We start from the raw sequence: 15,753 nt of genomic DNA on the forward strand, positions 1-15,753 counted from the left end.
TTTGTTTTTTAAACCACTCTTCGGTCATAAATTCTAAATTCATAATCGTAGGGATTTTTTTCGTCCTTTATACCTTTTTCGGAGGAAACAAGTACCCAGTCATTGTGGTTAAATTCCGGAAAAAACGTGTCCCCGGCAAATTCTTCGTTAATAAAGGTAATGTAGAGACGATTGGCAAAAGGAAACGTCTCTTTAAAAATTTCTGCCCCGCCGATGACAAAAATTTCGTCGTTTTGCTCCCTGCTGTAGCCTACGAATTCATCAACGGAGGTAAAGACGGTACATTCCTCAGATCGATATTCCTTTTGCCTGGTTATAATGATGTTCTCCCTTCCTGGAAGGACGCGGCCGATTGATTCATGTGTCTTACGCCCCATTGCAATCGGATGCCCCATAGTTACCCGTTTGAAGAATTTTAAATCCTCCGGCAGGTGCCAGGGCAGCTGATTATTTTTGCCGATGACCCGGTTTTTGTCCATTGCGACGATAAAGGAAATCATACGCTGACAACTCCTTTGATATGCGGATGCGGGTCATAGTTCTCTAACGTAAAGTCCTCATATTGAAAGGAAAAAATATCCTTAACCTCAGGATTGATTATTAATTGCGGCAATGGTCTCGGGTCTCTTTCCAACTGCAGTTTTACTTGCTCCAGATGGTTTTGGTAGATATGAACATCCCCAAAGGTATGGACAAACTCACCTGGCTTTAAGCCGCAAACCTGGGCAATCATCAGTGTCAGCATGGCATAGGAAGCAATATTAAATGGCACTCCTAGGAACACGTCTGCTGAGCGCTGGTAAAGCTGGCAGGACAATTTTCCATCGGCCACATAAAATTGAAACATGCAATGGCACGGCGGCAAAGCCATTTTGTTAATTTCTGCCACGTTCCAGGCATTGACAAGCAATCTTCGGGAATTAGGATTTGTTTTGATTTGCTCGATTAACTCGCTAATTTGGTCAACCGTTTGGCCGTCAGCACCTGTCCAGGAACGCCACTGATGCCCGTAAACTGGACCAAGCTCGCCGTCCTCATCGGCCCATTCATTCCAGATTCTCACTCCGTTATCCTGAAGGTATTTAACATTTGTATCACCGTTTAAAAACCATAAAAGCTCATAAATAATCGATTTTAGATGAAGCTTTTTGGTTGTCATAAGAGGAAAGCCTTCCTCTAAATTAAATCTCATTTGATATCCGAATGTGCTGATGGTTCCGGTGCCTGTGCGGTCGCCTTTAACTGTTCCATGCTCAAGCACATGCTTGCATAGTTCTAGATATTGTTTCAAATTGGACACTCCCCTAATCGCTGTTCATATTTTTTCATTTTACCATAAAATGAGCAGGCGGTTAAAAAAGGTTTTTGAAGAAATAGTATGTTTCCGGAGCTTTTAATTTTAACTTTTCTTTAGATTCAGAATTTAAAAAATACATTGAAAATGCTTCAGCAAAATATTCCTCAGGGTATTCAAAGTAGCTTTTGCCCGGGAACAATTTCTCGTGCTCGTTTTCCATTAGTGTTTTAAATTCCTTTGTTTGGCTTACATTATTTAGAACGATATGGTCAATGGAGTGTGCCATTTCGTGTAATTCCAGGTTGATGGAGCCATGTCCTATGCCTTTATCGCTGGCACCTATTTTGACTAAAACGACCTTCCCGCCGCCGCTGCCAGGTACATCATCCCAAGTGGTATTCGCCGGATAGCCCCGTGGGATTTTCCCTTTCAACTGTCTTGCAGTTGGATTATCGGTAAGCTTTCCGGTAAAAAGTTTTAAGGTAATATCATTTTGATATATTTTATTTAATAAGGGTTTAGGTAATAAGCTCACCCGGTTTATTATTTTAGCAGCCTCTTTTTCGTCAAAAGGCTGCGGCGGTAAAATAATAATTTGGTTAACATTATTAGGAGATATTTTAATAGATTCATAGAGCTGAGAGTTTTTTGGGAAATCACTGATCCGCATGCCATTAATCGATGCTTTTGATGTCGTTACAGAAACTAGGGACAAGGTGACAATCAAAATAAACATAACCCATTTACGCATGTTCATCCCTCATCTAGCAAGTATTTTAATAAGATTATAGCATGGAAATAGGTTTAAAAATTTGTACATTTCAAGAAGGAAAAAAATAGCCGCCAGGACATTCCCTGGCGGCTTCCTTTCATACTATACCTGCAGCCCGAAATTACGGCAAAGTGAAGCGAGTCCGCCTGCAAAGCCGCTGCCTACGGCATTGAATTTCCAATCGCCATTATGGCGATACAGCTCGCAGATGACGACTGCGGTTTCAACGGAAAAGTCTTCACCAAGATCGAATCTTAGGATTTCACGGCCTGTATCTTCATCGACAACACGGGCAAAGGCGTTGGTTACTTGACCAAAATTTTGATTTCGCACTTCAGCATCATGAATCGTTACAGTAATCGCAATGCGATGGACGTGGGCAGGTACCTTGCTGAAATCAATCTTAATTTGCTCATCATCGCCATCGCCTTCACCGGTTCGGTTGTCGCCTGTGTGCTCAACCGCCCCAGACGGATCGGTTAAATTATTATAAAAGACAAAATCCATATCATTTGTGACCCGGCTATTTGCATCCGTTAAGAATGCCGATGCATCCAAGTCAAAATCGTGGCCGCCAGAGTAGCGGTTCGTGTCCCAGCCGAGGCCGATAATAGCCTTCGTTAAACCAGGATTCGTTTTCGTTAAATCGATTCTTTGACCTTTTGCCAAATTAATTCCCATATTATCACCTCATCAACCAAATAAAAATAAATTAGCTATAGGAACGAACAACTTCACTTAAAGAAGCAGCGTTGGTGGCGTTGCCGATGGCGGCAAATTTCCATTCGTTGCCATGACGGTAGATTTCACCTGTTACGAGGCAAGTTCTGCCGCTGTAGTCATCAGTCAAATTATAATGAATTAATTCTTGATGATTGCCAGGGTTCACCACTCTAATAAAGGCATTGCGAATCATCCCAAAGTGCTGCTTCCGCTTCACACAATCATAAATATTTACTACGAAAACAAGCTTCTCGATATTGGACGGCACTCTGCTTAAATCAATCATGATTTGCTCGTCATCGCCGTCCCCATCGCCGGTCAAATTGTCGCCGGAGTGTTGGACGGACCCGTCTGCACTCTTTAAATTTCCAAAATAAATAACATCTTTGTTATTTTGCAGGCGATCATTTGCACCTAGCATGATAACGGAAGCGTCACAATCAACATTCGGTGCACCCCCGCCCCCAAACAAAGAACCGAAGAAGCCGCCTCCTCCGCCGCTGCTTTGAACTGGATCCCAGCCCAAGCCTACCAAAATTCTAGTCAAACCTGGGTTGCCTTTTGTTAAGTCAACTCTTTGTCCTTTTTGTAAATTAATTGCCATGTCTATCACCTCATCAAAATTTTAGTATTGCTGTTTTATTTTCTTAAAATTATCCTGCAGCTGCTCCAATCGTCTTGTGCCTTCCTGGCGCAGGCGTTTATTTTCCTCTTCAATAGCCTTTGTTTCCTGCAGGCCTTTGAGAATGATATTCCAAGATTCTTCAATCGTTTCGATTTTAATGCTTGGCCCGCCTGCAAGTCTTGCAATATCGGCACTTTGCTGGGAAATATTCTGGGCGTTTCTAAGCAGCATCTCATTGGTGCGCCTGTCAAGCTCGCTCATCGAATCAGCCACAAGTTTTTGGCGTTTCGCGGCAACAGCCTGAATTAAGCCATTTTTAAAAATCGGAATGGTGGTTACAAAAGCAGAATTGATTTTTCCAATTAATTTCGTATTCCCGCGCTGCAACATACGGATTTGCGGCGCCGTTTGCAGGGCAACCATTTTCGCCATTTCCAAATCGTAAATCCGCTGCTCCAATAATTCGATGGCATTTCTCATTGAATCCAGCTGCATGGAAGCGAGCTGATCACCGGAAGCAGCACGGGCCTCGAGCTGTGGCAGCTGATTATTTTTCAAATCCTCAACCTTTAATTCACCGGCAACCACATATTTCTCAAGCGTCAAATAATATTGGTAGTTTTGCTCGTACATGGATTCAAGCATGTTGGTGGAATCGACCATTTCCGAACGGTACTTGGATATTTCCACATACACCTTGTCAATTTCCGAGCCCATCGTCTGATATTTGCCAAACAGCTTTTCGACCATTTTTTCGCCCTTTTTAAAAAGCTTAGAGAATAAGCCGCCGGAGGACTTTTGAAAATCCTTCGGATCGAATTTATCCATAATGCGTCCAAGCTGCTTTAACAGTTCGCCGGAATCCTCAACTTTAGTTGTCCGCATGTTGCTTAAGATTTGGTCAGAAAACCTGGAAATTTGCACGGCGGGTTCTTTTCCAAATTCAAGTACCTGAATTTGGTCACGCTCATCAATCGAACGGGCAAGGTTTTGGATTTCCGGTTCCTTGCGGAGGGCAAGCTTAATGTCTGAGACCTTTTTTTCCGTCAGCATTTCCTCAGCAGGCTGAGGGGTTACATCACTGGATGGATTTGGTGTTAAATTCATGCTTTAATCTCCCCTTAAATTTTTTAAAATACCATGAAAAAGGCCTTTTTTAAATAAAGACGGTTCTTTATATTCCAAGTCAAATTCCATATCATCAAGCCAGTGGATATCGAAATTAATTGAATCAAGGTAATTTTCAATGTCATTATGTCCAGTTGGATTGTAAAGGATGATATCAATTCCAAATTGATTCAAGAGCAGCAGCAAAACCGCATCGGACCGCGACAGCATCCCTGTTGTTTCATTATTAAAAATGATTAATTTTGGGACCTCCTGCGAGTAATCAAATTTCTCGATTAACTGAATAATGTTCTTGGGCATAAACATCGCCTGGGTGAAGAGAAATACTTTCACTTCCTCTATGCCTTCCATTGCCAAAGGCTTTAGATCGGGCTTTTCGCACAATTTTCTAACCGCTGCCGCAATTCCTTTTTGCAGCCCTGCCGGCAAAAAGGAATAAGGCCAGTAGTGAGCCTGCATCATCTTTTCCGGAACGACCAGACCATCATTGCCGAGCGCGTTTCGATAATGGAACCGAAAATCACTGGAGCTAGGGATGGTCATTGGGAGCCTGCGGATAAGCAGCGTATTTTCCAATTGACTTAACGAATGAAGGCGGTCCCAATATTCTTTTCTGTTTTTGCTGACACCTTGTATTTTGGCAAAGAGTGACGGAATCTGAACTTTTCCATCCCTTACTTCAAAATCAGGGCGAATCATCGCCGCTTCTTTACTGAGAATAAATAGCTCATCATAAGTAGTTCGAAGCGTGATTGAAGAAGGAGTATAGTCCCTTAGCTGCCAAGGCTTGTAAAGACCTGACCCTTCCTGATTAAGAATGTTTTCAATTTCTTTGGAGGCCCGGTAAGCAACGGTTGCTTTACGGGTCCGCTTTTCAGTAGGAAAGGGCTCGGCCGGAAGGTTTTGCTCAAATTGATGAGTAAAAACGGACTCCTTAAGCAGCCCTTCTAAAGCATTCTTGCCTTCCGGATGGAAAAAGATAATGTCACAGCCAAGCTGGATTAAATAAAATAGAAAATACTGATGACTCTTTTTGTAATCGCCATACCATAAAAACCTCGGCATTTCCCTTTGGGGGTCTGCTGCTTTGAGTGCCGGCTGAAGATGATTGATGGTCCATTTTACGATATCAACGAGAACACGCCTCAGGTCCGGATTTTTGATTCCTTCCCTTTCAATGGAGTCAAATAATTCAAGGGTGGAAATCATTGCTTCCCGCAATTTCCGATGAATGACCGGGTCTTTTGATTTTAATAACAGCTGTTCCCCCTCCAAAAAAGCGGTGAAACGGTTAATCGACAGCTTTTGTTCCTGATTAATGTTAATCACCTTTTGGATGGATTGGAAGTGGGCATTGTTAATGGATTTATCGAGAGAATCGTCACTTAATAAGTGTAGATTTAAATCTGGCGTATGGACGTATTCGAAAAGCTGATTATAATATTCATCTGTGTCAAATGGTATTCCAAGGAAAATCCCGACAACTTGGCCGATTTGAATGGTCCCATTCCCGATTGAAAAATTGGGCCGCTCGGGCAGAATCTTTTGGAGCATGCCGAACCAATTTTCATATGAAAGGGCTAAAGGCCGGGGATTTAAATGATTTAAAGGTGGATGCATCGTAGTCCCTTCCTTTGAAGCAAAAGCTTTTATTCTTCGTTAGCAAATTATGTAAGATTCCCTCATCATTATCATCATAACACAGTTAGCAAAATGGTTCATTTGTTTATACGAATGAAGTCAATAAATGTTTCGTAATTGGAACAAATCTTGCGTTTTCACCTTTATCCTTGTCCCTACATATATTTGAATACTCACACTAAAGTAGGTGACTTCATGAGATCTTTATTTAAACGGCCGCATATAAACATGCTGCAGGAGGAACTGGAAACTGTAATGGAGGTCATGGCCTCAGACCTTTTTATATATCTTGATTTATTTGTATTCAGTTTAATTTTTACGCTCCTCCTAGGACCAGTGTTCCAATCCCTTGTCATCTCCATTTTGTTCTTGGCTGGATCCTACGGATTATTTTCCAGTGTTTATTTCATAATCAGCAGGCTTTCGGATGGGGATAAGAACTAACCTTTAAGTAGTTTTAAAAATATCTGCAAAATTTCCTCACCGGCTTGAACCCCTGTTTGATTTGTAAAGGTAAGACCCTTGGTATCGGACATTTTCCCCAGTTCACCATGCCCTGGAACAAGGCGGTGCTGGCAGATATCAAGGAAATCCAAATCAAGGATGGAGTCGCCTGCTCCTGCAATCGCTTTCTTCTGTTCTCGGTGGCAAATAAATTCCAGGGCCGCACCTTTTCTAATCGCACTTGGTAAACAATAAAGCTTTCTCCCCTGCAGGGAAATTCTCCATCCAAGCTGGGCGGCCAATGCCCTTAACTTTGCTATTTCATCGATGGTTGGGAAACAATCTAGAATATAGTAGAAAAATAGGTTTCCCACCTGCTTTAACCGCCCGTTTAGCTCAATCCCTTCTCTTCTTATAATAGAACGTAATTCCTCTGGCGCGGTAGACTCTTCATCTACCGCCTTAGAAATATGGTCGGACCATTCTGGAAGTGGCTTACCCTTATACATGATAACAGCACCATTTGTCGTAATTACATAAGGAAGGTGAATGTTTTCATCAAAGATAATAAAACGCTTAAATTGTTCTGTTGTCCTAGTTGTCACGGGTACAAAAAGGCTTGAACGCGAAAGTTCAGTAAGTGCCTGATACGAAGGTTCCGTCATGTAGGCCATCCACATCCCGTCCCTTCGTTCAACCGGCATTAAGTCTGTTATGTTTGGACCGCCTAGTTCTTCAACCGCCCTTGTGGAGTAGATAATCGTCCGGTCTAGGTCAGATGCAAATATCATGGCTTGTTCCCCTTAACAGATTTTATAATGCCGCAGCAAAGATAATGAATATCCGGATACTCGATAACCTCGACTCCCTTTTCTTTAGCGAGCATCAGGATATGCTTAACAAATGGACTTGTTTTGTCGCGCATTATTATTCTCCAAGGAACTCTTCTTAACAGCACCCTGGTGGTCTCTCCTACGCCGGGTTTAATATGATGGGTATTTTCAATCCCAAATTCAGCTTGAATTTTTTGGACAGCCTGCATCCCGAGAAATTCAGCCGTAATATTCTCATTTAACCGTTGTACTGCAATACCGCTTGCTTGCTCCAAAATTCCGGCAAACTCACCGGCAATAATGTCAATAAAGGTGTTGGACACGTCAGCATCCATCAACTCTTTGTAAAATTTGGCACCATGAAAATCATTTTTTCCGATATAGGTATTATTTAACACCGTCCGACTTACCAGCCCCGATACGGTTGAATTTAAACAAGCACTGGGAATAAGAAAATCTTCTCTCGTCCCAAAAACGCTCGTGCAATGGCCGGGATCAGCAAGGACCGCAAGCGTATCATCAAGCTGGATTCCATATTTTTCTTCATATTGACGGCATGCCTTTGTCAACTCCAACGAAATAGCTCCCTTTCCTGTCCAGCCGTCGACAAATTGAATCCTTCCTTCGGGATGTTCACCCAAAATATAGGCAATTGCATTTTCATCAATGCCCCGGTCGCGAATGATAGAAATACTGTAATGTGGCAGTGACACATTATAGCGTTTTTGGATATATCTTTTTATTAATATGCCGACAGGCGTTCCCGCCCTGGCCAAAGAAACCAGCACTGTATTTTTTCCTTTTAATGAAAAAATTTGCTCAGCGGCAACACCAATGCATAAGGCAACCTTTTGTTTATATTCGTGTAACGTATGCCAAAACAGCTCTACATAGTCTATGTTCGGCTGGTACTCAATCGGCAGAGATTCACTGTAATGGCCCCCTGTTTGAATCTTCAACTCCCTGTTTTCTGTTGAGTCCTCAAGCTTAATTTCACTTAAATCCTTTAACAGAAATAAACAATCTTCCGGACTGTAAGTGCCCATCTCGGCAGGTTTATTTTTTGCTTGAAACATGACCATCACCTCCAGCCTCAGAGAAAAAAACTAGCTTTACCGATGGAATTTGCGTCTTTTGCAATTCCTTTAGAAATGGAAGAAGACTCTCAGAGTCTATTTCTCTTTCAAAAAAAACAAATACTTCATCGTAATAGCCAGGGGGGATATTATAGACAAAATGAGGAATATCATGATCCTCCGGGTTAGGAAAAGTCAATCCGAATGTGGCTCCGTAACCATCCTGATTTTCAATATGTACGGGGCTTCTAGTTGTTGACTGATAGGAAATACCGCTCCCCATGAAAGCGGAAATTCGCATCGGCACATACATGAATTCCCCTGTTCCAAGGCAAAGTGTTTTCTCTCCGGTTCTGAATTCCTTTAAAATTTCCGCTGCTTCTTCTGCTTTTTGTTGGAGCAAGCGATTTTCTACCGCCACTAAGCCAAAACGGCCTGTTTCCTTCAAATAGAGGGCATTACTTGTAAGATAAGGAGTTTTGCAAAAATGAGAAGATAGTGTTATTTTTTCAACAGACATCTCTTCATACTTTGAATCCATCCCATCATCGGTCCCTTGTGTAATCTCCTTGAATTGCGTTACCGACACCTCTCCAGTTAACAGACTTATCACCTGAATGATAATACCAAGTTCCTTTTCTAGGCGGGCAAAATCCCGGCTGTTTTCGGATGAGCGCCAATCCAGGATGGATACCACGGTATACTGTTTCCTTGGAAAGCGGGCATGTATGGAGCGAATAATATTAAGTGCCGTTTTCCCTGTTGTTATTTCATCATCGACCAAGATAATTTCCCGATCATTTTCCATCATATCAAGAGGAACATAGCATCGATGCGAGGTGGCATGGGAATGCTCTTCTTCAAAAGTAATGTCCGGATTCAGACCATCGATTTCCTCCCTGGTGGTATGAAAGAAATCCGCTTCCTTAAAGCAATCAAAGAAAGCGTGCCCAAGGGCGGTCGCTGTTTCGGCAAAACCAATTATTACAGGATTGATAGCTTCAGAGATAAATGGAGCGGGAATATAATCCTCATTCTGAAGAAAAGCTCTTAGCATTTGATCCTTTTCCACACAGTCTAATCCTTTCACGACCTCCATGAACCGGGTGCCTAACAAGGCTGCTGTTAATAGACTTCTTTTTGGTTTAACAGGAATATGCTTGCCAAGCACCTTACTGACAAACAAAAACGACCGCTTCTTATTTATTCGTGCTGCCATTGTAAAGAGCTCTTCGGGCGGCAGCTCATAGGGATTTTCCGTAATGTTAATAGTAACCTCAATCGCATTAAGAATGGGAAATGTATACCTCTTTTTTGATAAGGTCAATGTTTGTGAATTCTTCATGTAACACCCCGTAAAGCCGTGATTTTAACATTATTTTTTCTGCCCAGTAGTGATGGGGCTTTATTTCATTCATTTTATTGGCAAAATCGCTTTTCATGACACCTATTTCCCCTGTAGCCGCTTTGATTATATTTGATGCATCAACATATTCCTCATATGGGACAACATTTAGGGATTGGACAATTTTTATGTGTGACGGATGAATCACCGTTTTTCCGGATATTCCGTTGGCAATGTCCATTAGGGTTTCTCTCATCAGTCCATCGAGATTTTCTTCGATTAACCGCCTTCGCCAATGAAGCCCCTCATCACCATAACGCTCACGGAATGGAGTTTGCCTTAGCTGCGGTTTTAGCATTCTGTTTTTAGCAGAAAAATACTCCCAAACTGGACCGGAAACAACATATGAACCGTCAATGCGCCCGAAAATATTAATGATATCTGATATGCAATCTCTTAAAATCGCAATATCGTAAACCGTTGTATCCGGACTGCGGCGAATCCCGTACAGCCCGCAGAAGTCAGTTGCACCGATACGGATATTTAAAACTATTTCCTTGTATCGATCAACTATTCGTTTAATTCTTACCAACTCTTCTATTCTTGTTTCCTTATGTATAACCCTGCCCGTTTCGAGAATCGGCATCGCATAAAAAGGATGTTCATTGGTATGGATTTTCAAGACAGCATGTAACAGCTCTGCCCCATTTTCCGAAGAAAATTTCGGAAGAACAACACCAGTTAATAGATGTACAGCATCTTCCAGCCGCTCTTTAACCGTTTGCAGCTGTTTTAGATTTCGAACTCGCACAAACATCAATGGCAGCTCCTCGATGCTTATAAACCCTTCCTTCAGTGCCCGGAATAATTTTTGCAGTTCATCAACCAGCAGACTCTCTGCCCCAAAAACCCTGCTATCACCGACAGCATCTTCGAGATCAATAACCACAGATGTTAAACCGGAAAGCTTTTTTGACAGGATTTCCTGATGAAAATTCGTACGGTCCGCCGGCATGTATAAGGTTGCTCCCAGACCATAGGACAATAGCTCACGACCCGAATATTTATTAAATTCCTCAGGCCTTTTGTAGAAATACCGCATCAATTCATCTTCGTAAAAATATGTAAAAAAACGCATTTTTTTACTCCTCTTTATCGTAAAAAATAAGGGAGACAACTCACGTCAGCTCCCTTTCTTTCATGCGAAATTTATTATTAATGATTTTCTGTGCTATTTTCCTTCTTTTTGTTCATAAAATGAACCACAAATGTAGCGGCAAACGTTATTAGCAAGATGATAAAGAAGGTGACATGCCCTACATCAATATGGAAGACTGATAGAAGCATTTTTATAGATATTAGAAGGATTAGAATATAAGCGGTAGTTTCAAGCTCAGGAATCCGGTCAATTAATGATAAGAATACTCCGGCAACGCCTCGCATCATTAACACCCCTAGTATTCCGCCCAATAAAAGAACCCATACTTCACCGCTGACACCAAAAGCGGCAAGAACACTGTCAACAGAGAAGGCAATGTCCATTAACTCAACTGCAACAACGGTTCCCCAGAAGGTTCCGAAAAGACGAATGAGCAGGCCGCTTTGGTTCATGCCATGTGCCTCTTCATCCTCTGCTTCAGCAGCTCTTCTCTTATCCATGAAGTATTTTATCGACAGCCAGGCAAGATACCCTGCACCTAACACTTTTACCCACCAGAATTTGATTAAGTACACGCCAATTCCAATCGCAATAAAGCGGAACGCATAAGCACCCAGCAATCCATAGAAAAGGGCCTTTTTGCGCTTTTCAGGCGGAAGATGCTTTACCATTACAGCTAAAACGAGGGCATTATCTGCTGAAAGCAGACCTTCAAGAATCACTAATGTACCAATAAGTCCCCATGCTACCGGGTCTGTTAAAACTTCTCCCCACATTTCCCAATTAAAGAATTGGGCATACGTGTCTATAATTCCTTGCAATACTGCCATTAAAAAAATTCCCCCTGGATGTTCGCTATTTTTTGTTAAAAAGACCCAGCGAGCGCCGGGTCTCTGTTTTCTCTAATGAATTAACCAACCTGCAGGCCAAAATCAGTTGCCAGTGCTGCTAACCCGCCTTGGTAGCCGCTGCCGATAGCACTGAATTTCCACTCGCCGTTATGACGATACAATTCTCCAACAACAATCGCTGTTTCGATAGAGAAATCTTCGCCCAAATCATAGCGGATTAATTCTTGGCCGTTTTCTTCGTTGAAAATCCGTGCATATGAATTTGAAACCTGTCCAAAGTTCTGGTTACGGCTTCCTGCATCATGGATTGTAATCGTAAAGGCAATCCGTTGGATGTTGGCTGGAATAGCCGATAAATTAATGTTTACTTGTTCATCATCGCCATCACCTGCACCGGTCCGGTTATCCCCAGTATGTACGACTGCACCACCCGCACCTTGCGGATTATTGTAAAAAACAAAATCTGATTCGGTTGTGACTTTTCCGTTTTCGCCTAATAGAAACACAGAAGAATCCAAATCAAAGTCATTACCGCCATCATATTTATTGGTGTCCCATCCAAGTCCAACAACAACTTTTGATAAACCGGGATTTGTTTTTGTTAAATCAACTTTTTGACCTTTTGATAAACTGATTGCCATTTTTCTTTCCTCCTAATTGGGTGATAGTTTATTTACGAGTGTTCCTTTAAAAAGGTTTCAATTTTACAATAAAAATTTTTCACATATTAATTCATCCATTTTGGGGGTGTGTTTTTAGCCCAATAGATAGCTCCAAGGTTATGATGGGTTTGGAAATTATCCTTGAAAGTATGATAGTGAAAATTGAACCAGTACCCGGACTGCGGCGGCAAATCCCTTCTTACATGGAATCGTAAAATATCTTTCCCTGTTTGGCTGTTTTTTATATGAAAAATCTTTTCGGAGTATCCTGCACCAGGTTCCTCAGTTATTACAAGATTCTTTAGGTCTTCCTCTGGAAATTGCAGAGCTGTTTGTTCAATCGCCGCTTCCATGTTCGGCAAAATTAGGTCGCGGAATTCATTTTCGATGACCGGCTTAATTTTTTGCCCGAATTTTTGATAGGATTGGGTTTCTGCCTGCAGTATCATTTCTCGTATAAAGCGCTCTCTATTAAACTTTGTTTCTTCGAAATATCCTTGAGAATACCCATCCTCTCCCGCTGGTATTTCGAAAACATCCTGATCTTTTGGCGACTCGGCATTGACAGCGTTCATTAACTGCGCAGGTGTGACGAGCCCGAAAGTTAAAATCGATATGAAAACAAAAAGTGATTTACGAATCCATTTATTCATCCTCGGTTCACCTTTATCCTGTAAAAAATATGTAATCTCTATAAATAAGTATACTGCTTTTTTCCAGAAATAGAAAAGCAGAATTATTTTTCAATAAAACCATAATGAAATTTTGCGGTTTGTCTTTTAATTACCTGAAATCCGTATTTTTCAAATCTCGAGCTTTTGTAATGGTCCTTTAAGACAACGCGATGTTTTGCCACTCGTACCGCCTCATTAATTGTTTCCATTCCCAGCTCTTCATAAATGGCAAATTGCCCTAAAGCCTTAATTCCCTCAGACTCTTTAATGCTTTCTTCAAACATTGGGTCAAAATAGACACAATCGACGGAGGCTTCTGCCTGCAGCTTTAAATAGTCATAGGCAATGGAATTGATGACTGTTATTCTTTTCATTGCTTGGTTCATTTCAAGGATGCCGGAATCCCACGATTGGAGACCCGCCTTCACAACGTAGGCCAAAAATTTCTGCCCTTCTAGTCCTGTGACTTTTCCCTCACTTCCGACGAGAAGGCTTGCGACTATTGCATCTCCGGCCAGTCCAAGAGTGCAATCTAAAACGTTCATCCCTTTTTCCAGTTTGGCAGCATCGGCAAAAGGGTCATGCTCTCCTCTTAGGAGACGTTTGATTCGGAACATCGCTGAGTTTGGGTGAAAGAAAAAAGGCTCAGCAAATTCTGCCTTATGTAATTCCAGACGGTCTTTGCCTACTACGAGACAATCGCTGTTTGCTTCCTTTTGTAATTGGCTAATGGATTTTTTCCTGCGGGGGATATAGCGTGCATCCAAGAGCTTTGAAATCTGGATGGCTTCTTCTTTCTTTTGCTGATTCGCTCTGCCTGAAGTGGTAATAAACATGGTATTCCATCCTATTGTGTATTTAGTAGTAAAAGAGGACGGCTTTCGCACGTCCTCTTAAAGTTTTTTTAGCAATGAGCTTCTAATGCTTCTAATATATTTTGCATTACAGTTTCCATCGGCATTCCTTCGATATCATGGCGCGGGATAAAATGGACTACTTTATTATCCTTTAATAACGCCATTGATGGTGATGACGGTTCAATCCCTTCGAAATACTCGCGCATTTTCGCTGTTGCTTCTTTATCTTGGCCAGCAAAAACGGTGACGAGATGATCCGGTTTTTTCTCGCTGTTTAAAACCGCCTGGGTAACCGCCGGGCGGGCTAAACCGGCTGCGCATCCGCAAACGGAGTTCACAACAACAAGTTTCGTGCCTGATAGGTTTTCCATAAATTTTTCAACGTCCTCTGCCGTTGTCAGTTCCGCAAAACCAGCGTTTGTTAACTCCTGACGCATTGGCATGACCATTTGTCTCATATATTCTTCATAAGCATTTGACATAGTTTACAACCTCCATAAATTTTAGTATGAACCCATTTACTCTTCTGTTTTCCTTGCTTCCGTCATTTGCTTCCAAACGGAGCCTTTTGCTTCTACCCCACCCTCGATTCGCTCAATTGCCATCTTGATTTGCATGCTTACCTCGAATTCAGGGTCATTCTCAGCAGCCTTTAGAGCTGAAAGCGCCTTTTCATCCCCAACCTCGTAAAGGAACATCGCTGCACGCCAGCGGATCAATTTGCTCGGGTCTTTCAAGGCTTCAAGCATTTCGTCCTGCGCTTTGGGGAAGCCGAGGTCCGATAAGCAATCGCCTGCTGTTCTTCGGACGGTTACGGTTTTATCCTTTAAAGCGCGGTATAACAGCGGCAATACCGCTTGGTCCTTAATCATTCCAAGATAAACAGTGGCAAGTCTGCGGATGGACGGCTTTTCATCAGAGAGTGCCTTTTCAAGCATTGGCAAATCCTCTAAATCCGGATCATCCATTTGCTCAAGCAGCTGGTAGCGGACCTGCCAATCAGGGTTACTCATGTCGTCAGCAGTCACTTTACTGCGCTTCGGCTTTGTTTTTTGCTCCGATTGAGTTTCTGCAGCTTGCGCTTTTTGGACGAGTTCTTCAAGGCGCAGCACGGGATAAGCCGCTATTAGTTCGTCGACAACCTCGGGCCCAACCTGGTCCATTTCACCATACCTAACTCCTTGATTATCCCATTTCCTCAGCAATATATAATTATCCTCCGGAAGCTGGGCATTTTCCCGCGCTTTTAAAAAGTAGTCCGGCATTCCGAACCTTTTTTCAGAAATGCCATCTGTCAGCTTAACCTGAAGCGGAATCCCTTTGAACATTTGCACTTCCACTTTGATTTCACCAAAATGGTCGTTAATTGCTTTTGCAGTGTTTGCGATTTGGTCAGTATCTTCACCGAATGCCTGGCGGACCTTTGGTAGAAGTTCCTTCCAGTCATATTTAGCGTTGCGTTCAACAGCAAGGAAATCGGCCACATGATATACGCCCTTAATGCCCTCTATTTGCAGGACGGCTTGAATAACAGGTGGTGCATCCAGCGCTGTTTCCTTTTTATAATTATGGCTCTTGCCCATTGGAAGCTCATGGTCAAGAAGGATTTTCATCGTATTTGGACTTGGCGTCGGTTCAATTGACTTAATTTTCAACATACTCACCT

General features: G+C 42.2%; 18 protein-coding genes. 1 reads left to right on the top strand and 17 read right to left on the bottom strand.

Going from position 1 to position 15,753, the window contains the following annotated elements; genetic code table 11:
* Positions 1–8: 8 nt before the first annotated feature.
* The 7 genes from QNN06_RS22150 to QNN06_RS22180 all read right to left on the bottom strand — a co-directional run bounded on the left by QNN06_RS22150 (position 9) and on the right by QNN06_RS22180 (position 6,165).
* Positions 9–500: a dihydrofolate reductase gene (locus QNN06_RS22150; protein WP_213120460.1), complete on the bottom strand. Its 492-nt coding sequence runs from the start codon at positions 498–500 to the stop codon at positions 9–11.
* A complete protein-coding gene (locus QNN06_RS22155) occupies positions 497–1,291 on the bottom strand; it encodes a thymidylate synthase (protein WP_284035956.1) in 795 nt (264 codons plus the stop codon). Before QNN06_RS22155 ends, QNN06_RS22150 begins: the two co-directional genes overlap by 4 nt.
* A gap of 61 nt (positions 1,292–1,352) precedes the next feature.
* Positions 1,353–2,048, bottom strand: coding sequence for an anthrax toxin lethal factor-related metalloendopeptidase (locus QNN06_RS22160; RefSeq protein ID WP_284035957.1), 696 nt, complete (start codon positions 2,046–2,048; stop codon positions 1,353–1,355).
* 123 nt (positions 2,049–2,171) lie between these two features.
* Positions 2,172–2,750, bottom strand: a complete 579-nt coding sequence (locus QNN06_RS22165) for a TerD family protein (protein ID WP_284035958.1) — start codon at positions 2,748–2,750, stop codon at positions 2,172–2,174.
* Positions 2,751–2,781: 31 nt separating this feature from the next.
* Positions 2,782–3,396, bottom strand: a complete 615-nt coding sequence (locus QNN06_RS22170; RefSeq protein WP_284035959.1) for a TerD family protein — start codon at positions 3,394–3,396, stop codon at positions 2,782–2,784.
* A 21-nt stretch (positions 3,397–3,417) separates the two neighbouring features.
* Entirely contained in the window at positions 3,418–4,524 is a 1,107-nt protein-coding gene (locus tag QNN06_RS22175) for a toxic anion resistance protein (protein ID WP_284035960.1), read from the bottom strand.
* Positions 4,525–4,527: 3 nt separating this feature from the next.
* On the bottom strand, positions 4,528–6,165 hold the full coding sequence (locus QNN06_RS22180) for a YceG family protein (protein ID WP_284035961.1): 1,638 nt from the start codon (positions 6,163–6,165) through the stop codon (positions 4,528–4,530).
* A gap of 216 nt (positions 6,166–6,381) precedes the next feature.
* On the opposite strand from QNN06_RS22180, the gene QNN06_RS22185 reads away from it, so the two are divergent.
* Positions 6,382–6,630 (top strand): hypothetical protein, encoded by a 249-nt coding sequence (locus QNN06_RS22185; RefSeq protein WP_213120453.1) that lies wholly within the window; start codon positions 6,382–6,384, stop codon positions 6,628–6,630.
* Here the strand turns inward: QNN06_RS22185 and QNN06_RS22190 are convergent.
* From QNN06_RS22190 to QNN06_RS22235, 10 genes are all read right to left on the bottom strand, one after another.
* On the bottom strand, positions 6,627–7,421 hold the full coding sequence (locus QNN06_RS22190; RefSeq protein ID WP_284035962.1) for an HAD family hydrolase: 795 nt from the start codon (positions 7,419–7,421) through the stop codon (positions 6,627–6,629). The genes QNN06_RS22185 and QNN06_RS22190 overlap by 4 nt on opposite strands.
* The gene (locus QNN06_RS22195) at positions 7,418–8,539 is read right to left on the bottom strand and encodes a cysteine protease StiP family protein (protein ID WP_284035963.1); all 1,122 of its coding nucleotides are present in this window, start codon (positions 8,537–8,539) and stop codon (positions 7,418–7,420) included. Before QNN06_RS22195 ends, QNN06_RS22190 begins: the two co-directional genes overlap by 4 nt.
* Entirely contained in the window at positions 8,520–9,884 is a 1,365-nt protein-coding gene (locus QNN06_RS22200) for a phosphoribosyltransferase family protein (protein ID WP_284035964.1), read from the bottom strand. The genes QNN06_RS22195 and QNN06_RS22200 overlap by 20 nt, the downstream gene beginning before the upstream one ends.
* Positions 9,826–11,022, bottom strand: a complete 1,197-nt coding sequence (locus tag QNN06_RS22205) for an HpcH/HpaI aldolase/citrate lyase family protein (protein ID WP_284035965.1) — start codon at positions 11,020–11,022, stop codon at positions 9,826–9,828. The genes QNN06_RS22200 and QNN06_RS22205 overlap by 59 nt, the downstream gene beginning before the upstream one ends.
* 77 nt (positions 11,023–11,099) lie before the next feature.
* Positions 11,100–11,873, bottom strand: a complete 774-nt coding sequence (locus QNN06_RS22210) for a TerC family protein (RefSeq protein WP_213120448.1) — start codon at positions 11,871–11,873, stop codon at positions 11,100–11,102.
* Between the two features lie 80 nt (positions 11,874–11,953).
* Entirely contained in the window at positions 11,954–12,535 is a 582-nt protein-coding gene (locus QNN06_RS22215; protein ID WP_217033474.1) for a TerD family protein, read from the bottom strand.
* Between the two features lie 86 nt (positions 12,536–12,621).
* Positions 12,622–13,209 carry a YpjP family protein gene (locus tag QNN06_RS22220; RefSeq protein ID WP_217033476.1) on the bottom strand — a complete coding sequence of 196 codons (588 nt, stop codon included), beginning with the start codon at positions 13,207–13,209 and terminating at the stop codon, positions 12,622–12,624.
* A gap of 83 nt (positions 13,210–13,292) precedes the next feature.
* Positions 13,293–14,066 carry a class I SAM-dependent methyltransferase gene (locus QNN06_RS22225; RefSeq protein WP_217033477.1) on the bottom strand — a complete coding sequence of 258 codons (774 nt, stop codon included), beginning with the start codon at positions 14,064–14,066 and terminating at the stop codon, positions 13,293–13,295.
* A 68-nt stretch (positions 14,067–14,134) separates the two neighbouring features.
* The gene (locus QNN06_RS22230) at positions 14,135–14,569 is read right to left on the bottom strand and encodes a BrxA/BrxB family bacilliredoxin (protein WP_284035966.1); all 435 of its coding nucleotides are present in this window, start codon (positions 14,567–14,569) and stop codon (positions 14,135–14,137) included.
* Between the two features lie 36 nt (positions 14,570–14,605).
* Positions 14,606–15,742, bottom strand: coding sequence for a conserved virulence factor C family protein (locus QNN06_RS22235; protein ID WP_284035967.1), 1,137 nt, complete (start codon positions 15,740–15,742; stop codon positions 14,606–14,608).
* Between the last annotated feature and the right edge of the window lie 11 nt (positions 15,743–15,753).

Source organism: Neobacillus sp. 114, from assembly GCF_030127045.1.
Taxonomy (GTDB): Bacteria; Bacillota; Bacilli; order Bacillales; family Cytobacillaceae; genus Neobacillus; species Neobacillus rhizophilus.

Bases quoted from the DNA above. Each gene is read 5' to 3' on its own strand.
- QNN06_RS22150 (WP_213120460.1), bottom strand. From the start codon at position 500: ATGATTTCCTTTATCGTCGCAATGGACAAAAACCGGGTCATCGGCAAA.
- QNN06_RS22160 (WP_284035957.1), bottom strand. From the start codon at position 2,048: ATGCGTAAATGGGTTATGTTTATTTTGATTGTCACCTTGTCCCTAGTT.
- QNN06_RS22165 (WP_284035958.1), bottom strand. From the start codon at position 2,750: ATGGGAATTAATTTGGCAAAAGGTCAAAGAATCGATTTAACGAAAACG.
- QNN06_RS22170 (WP_284035959.1), bottom strand. From the start codon at position 3,396: ATGGCAATTAATTTACAAAAAGGACAAAGAGTTGACTTAACAAAAGGC.
- QNN06_RS22175 (WP_284035960.1), bottom strand. From the start codon at position 4,524: ATGAATTTAACACCAAATCCATCCAGTGATGTAACCCCTCAGCCTGCT.
- QNN06_RS22180 (WP_284035961.1), bottom strand. From the start codon at position 6,165: ATGCATCCACCTTTAAATCATTTAAATCCCCGGCCTTTAGCCCTTTCA.
- QNN06_RS22185 (WP_213120453.1), top strand. From the start codon at position 6,382: ATGAGATCTTTATTTAAACGGCCGCATATAAACATGCTGCAGGAGGAA.
- QNN06_RS22190 (WP_284035962.1), bottom strand. From the start codon at position 7,421: ATGATATTTGCATCTGACCTAGACCGGACGATTATCTACTCCACAAGG.
- QNN06_RS22195 (WP_284035963.1), bottom strand. From the start codon at position 8,539: ATGTTTCAAGCAAAAAATAAACCTGCCGAGATGGGCACTTACAGTCCG.
- QNN06_RS22200 (WP_284035964.1), bottom strand. From the start codon at position 9,884: ATGAAGAATTCACAAACATTGACCTTATCAAAAAAGAGGTATACATTT.
- QNN06_RS22205 (WP_284035965.1), bottom strand. From the start codon at position 11,022: ATGCGTTTTTTTACATATTTTTACGAAGATGAATTGATGCGGTATTTC.
- QNN06_RS22210 (WP_213120448.1), bottom strand. From the start codon at position 11,873: ATGGCAGTATTGCAAGGAATTATAGACACGTATGCCCAATTCTTTAAT.
- QNN06_RS22215 (WP_217033474.1), bottom strand. From the start codon at position 12,535: ATGGCAATCAGTTTATCAAAAGGTCAAAAAGTTGATTTAACAAAAACA.
- QNN06_RS22220 (WP_217033476.1), bottom strand. From the start codon at position 13,209: ATGAATAAATGGATTCGTAAATCACTTTTTGTTTTCATATCGATTTTA.
- QNN06_RS22225 (WP_217033477.1), bottom strand. From the start codon at position 14,066: ATGTTTATTACCACTTCAGGCAGAGCGAATCAGCAAAAGAAAGAAGAA.
- QNN06_RS22230 (WP_284035966.1), bottom strand. From the start codon at position 14,569: ATGTCAAATGCTTATGAAGAATATATGAGACAAATGGTCATGCCAATG.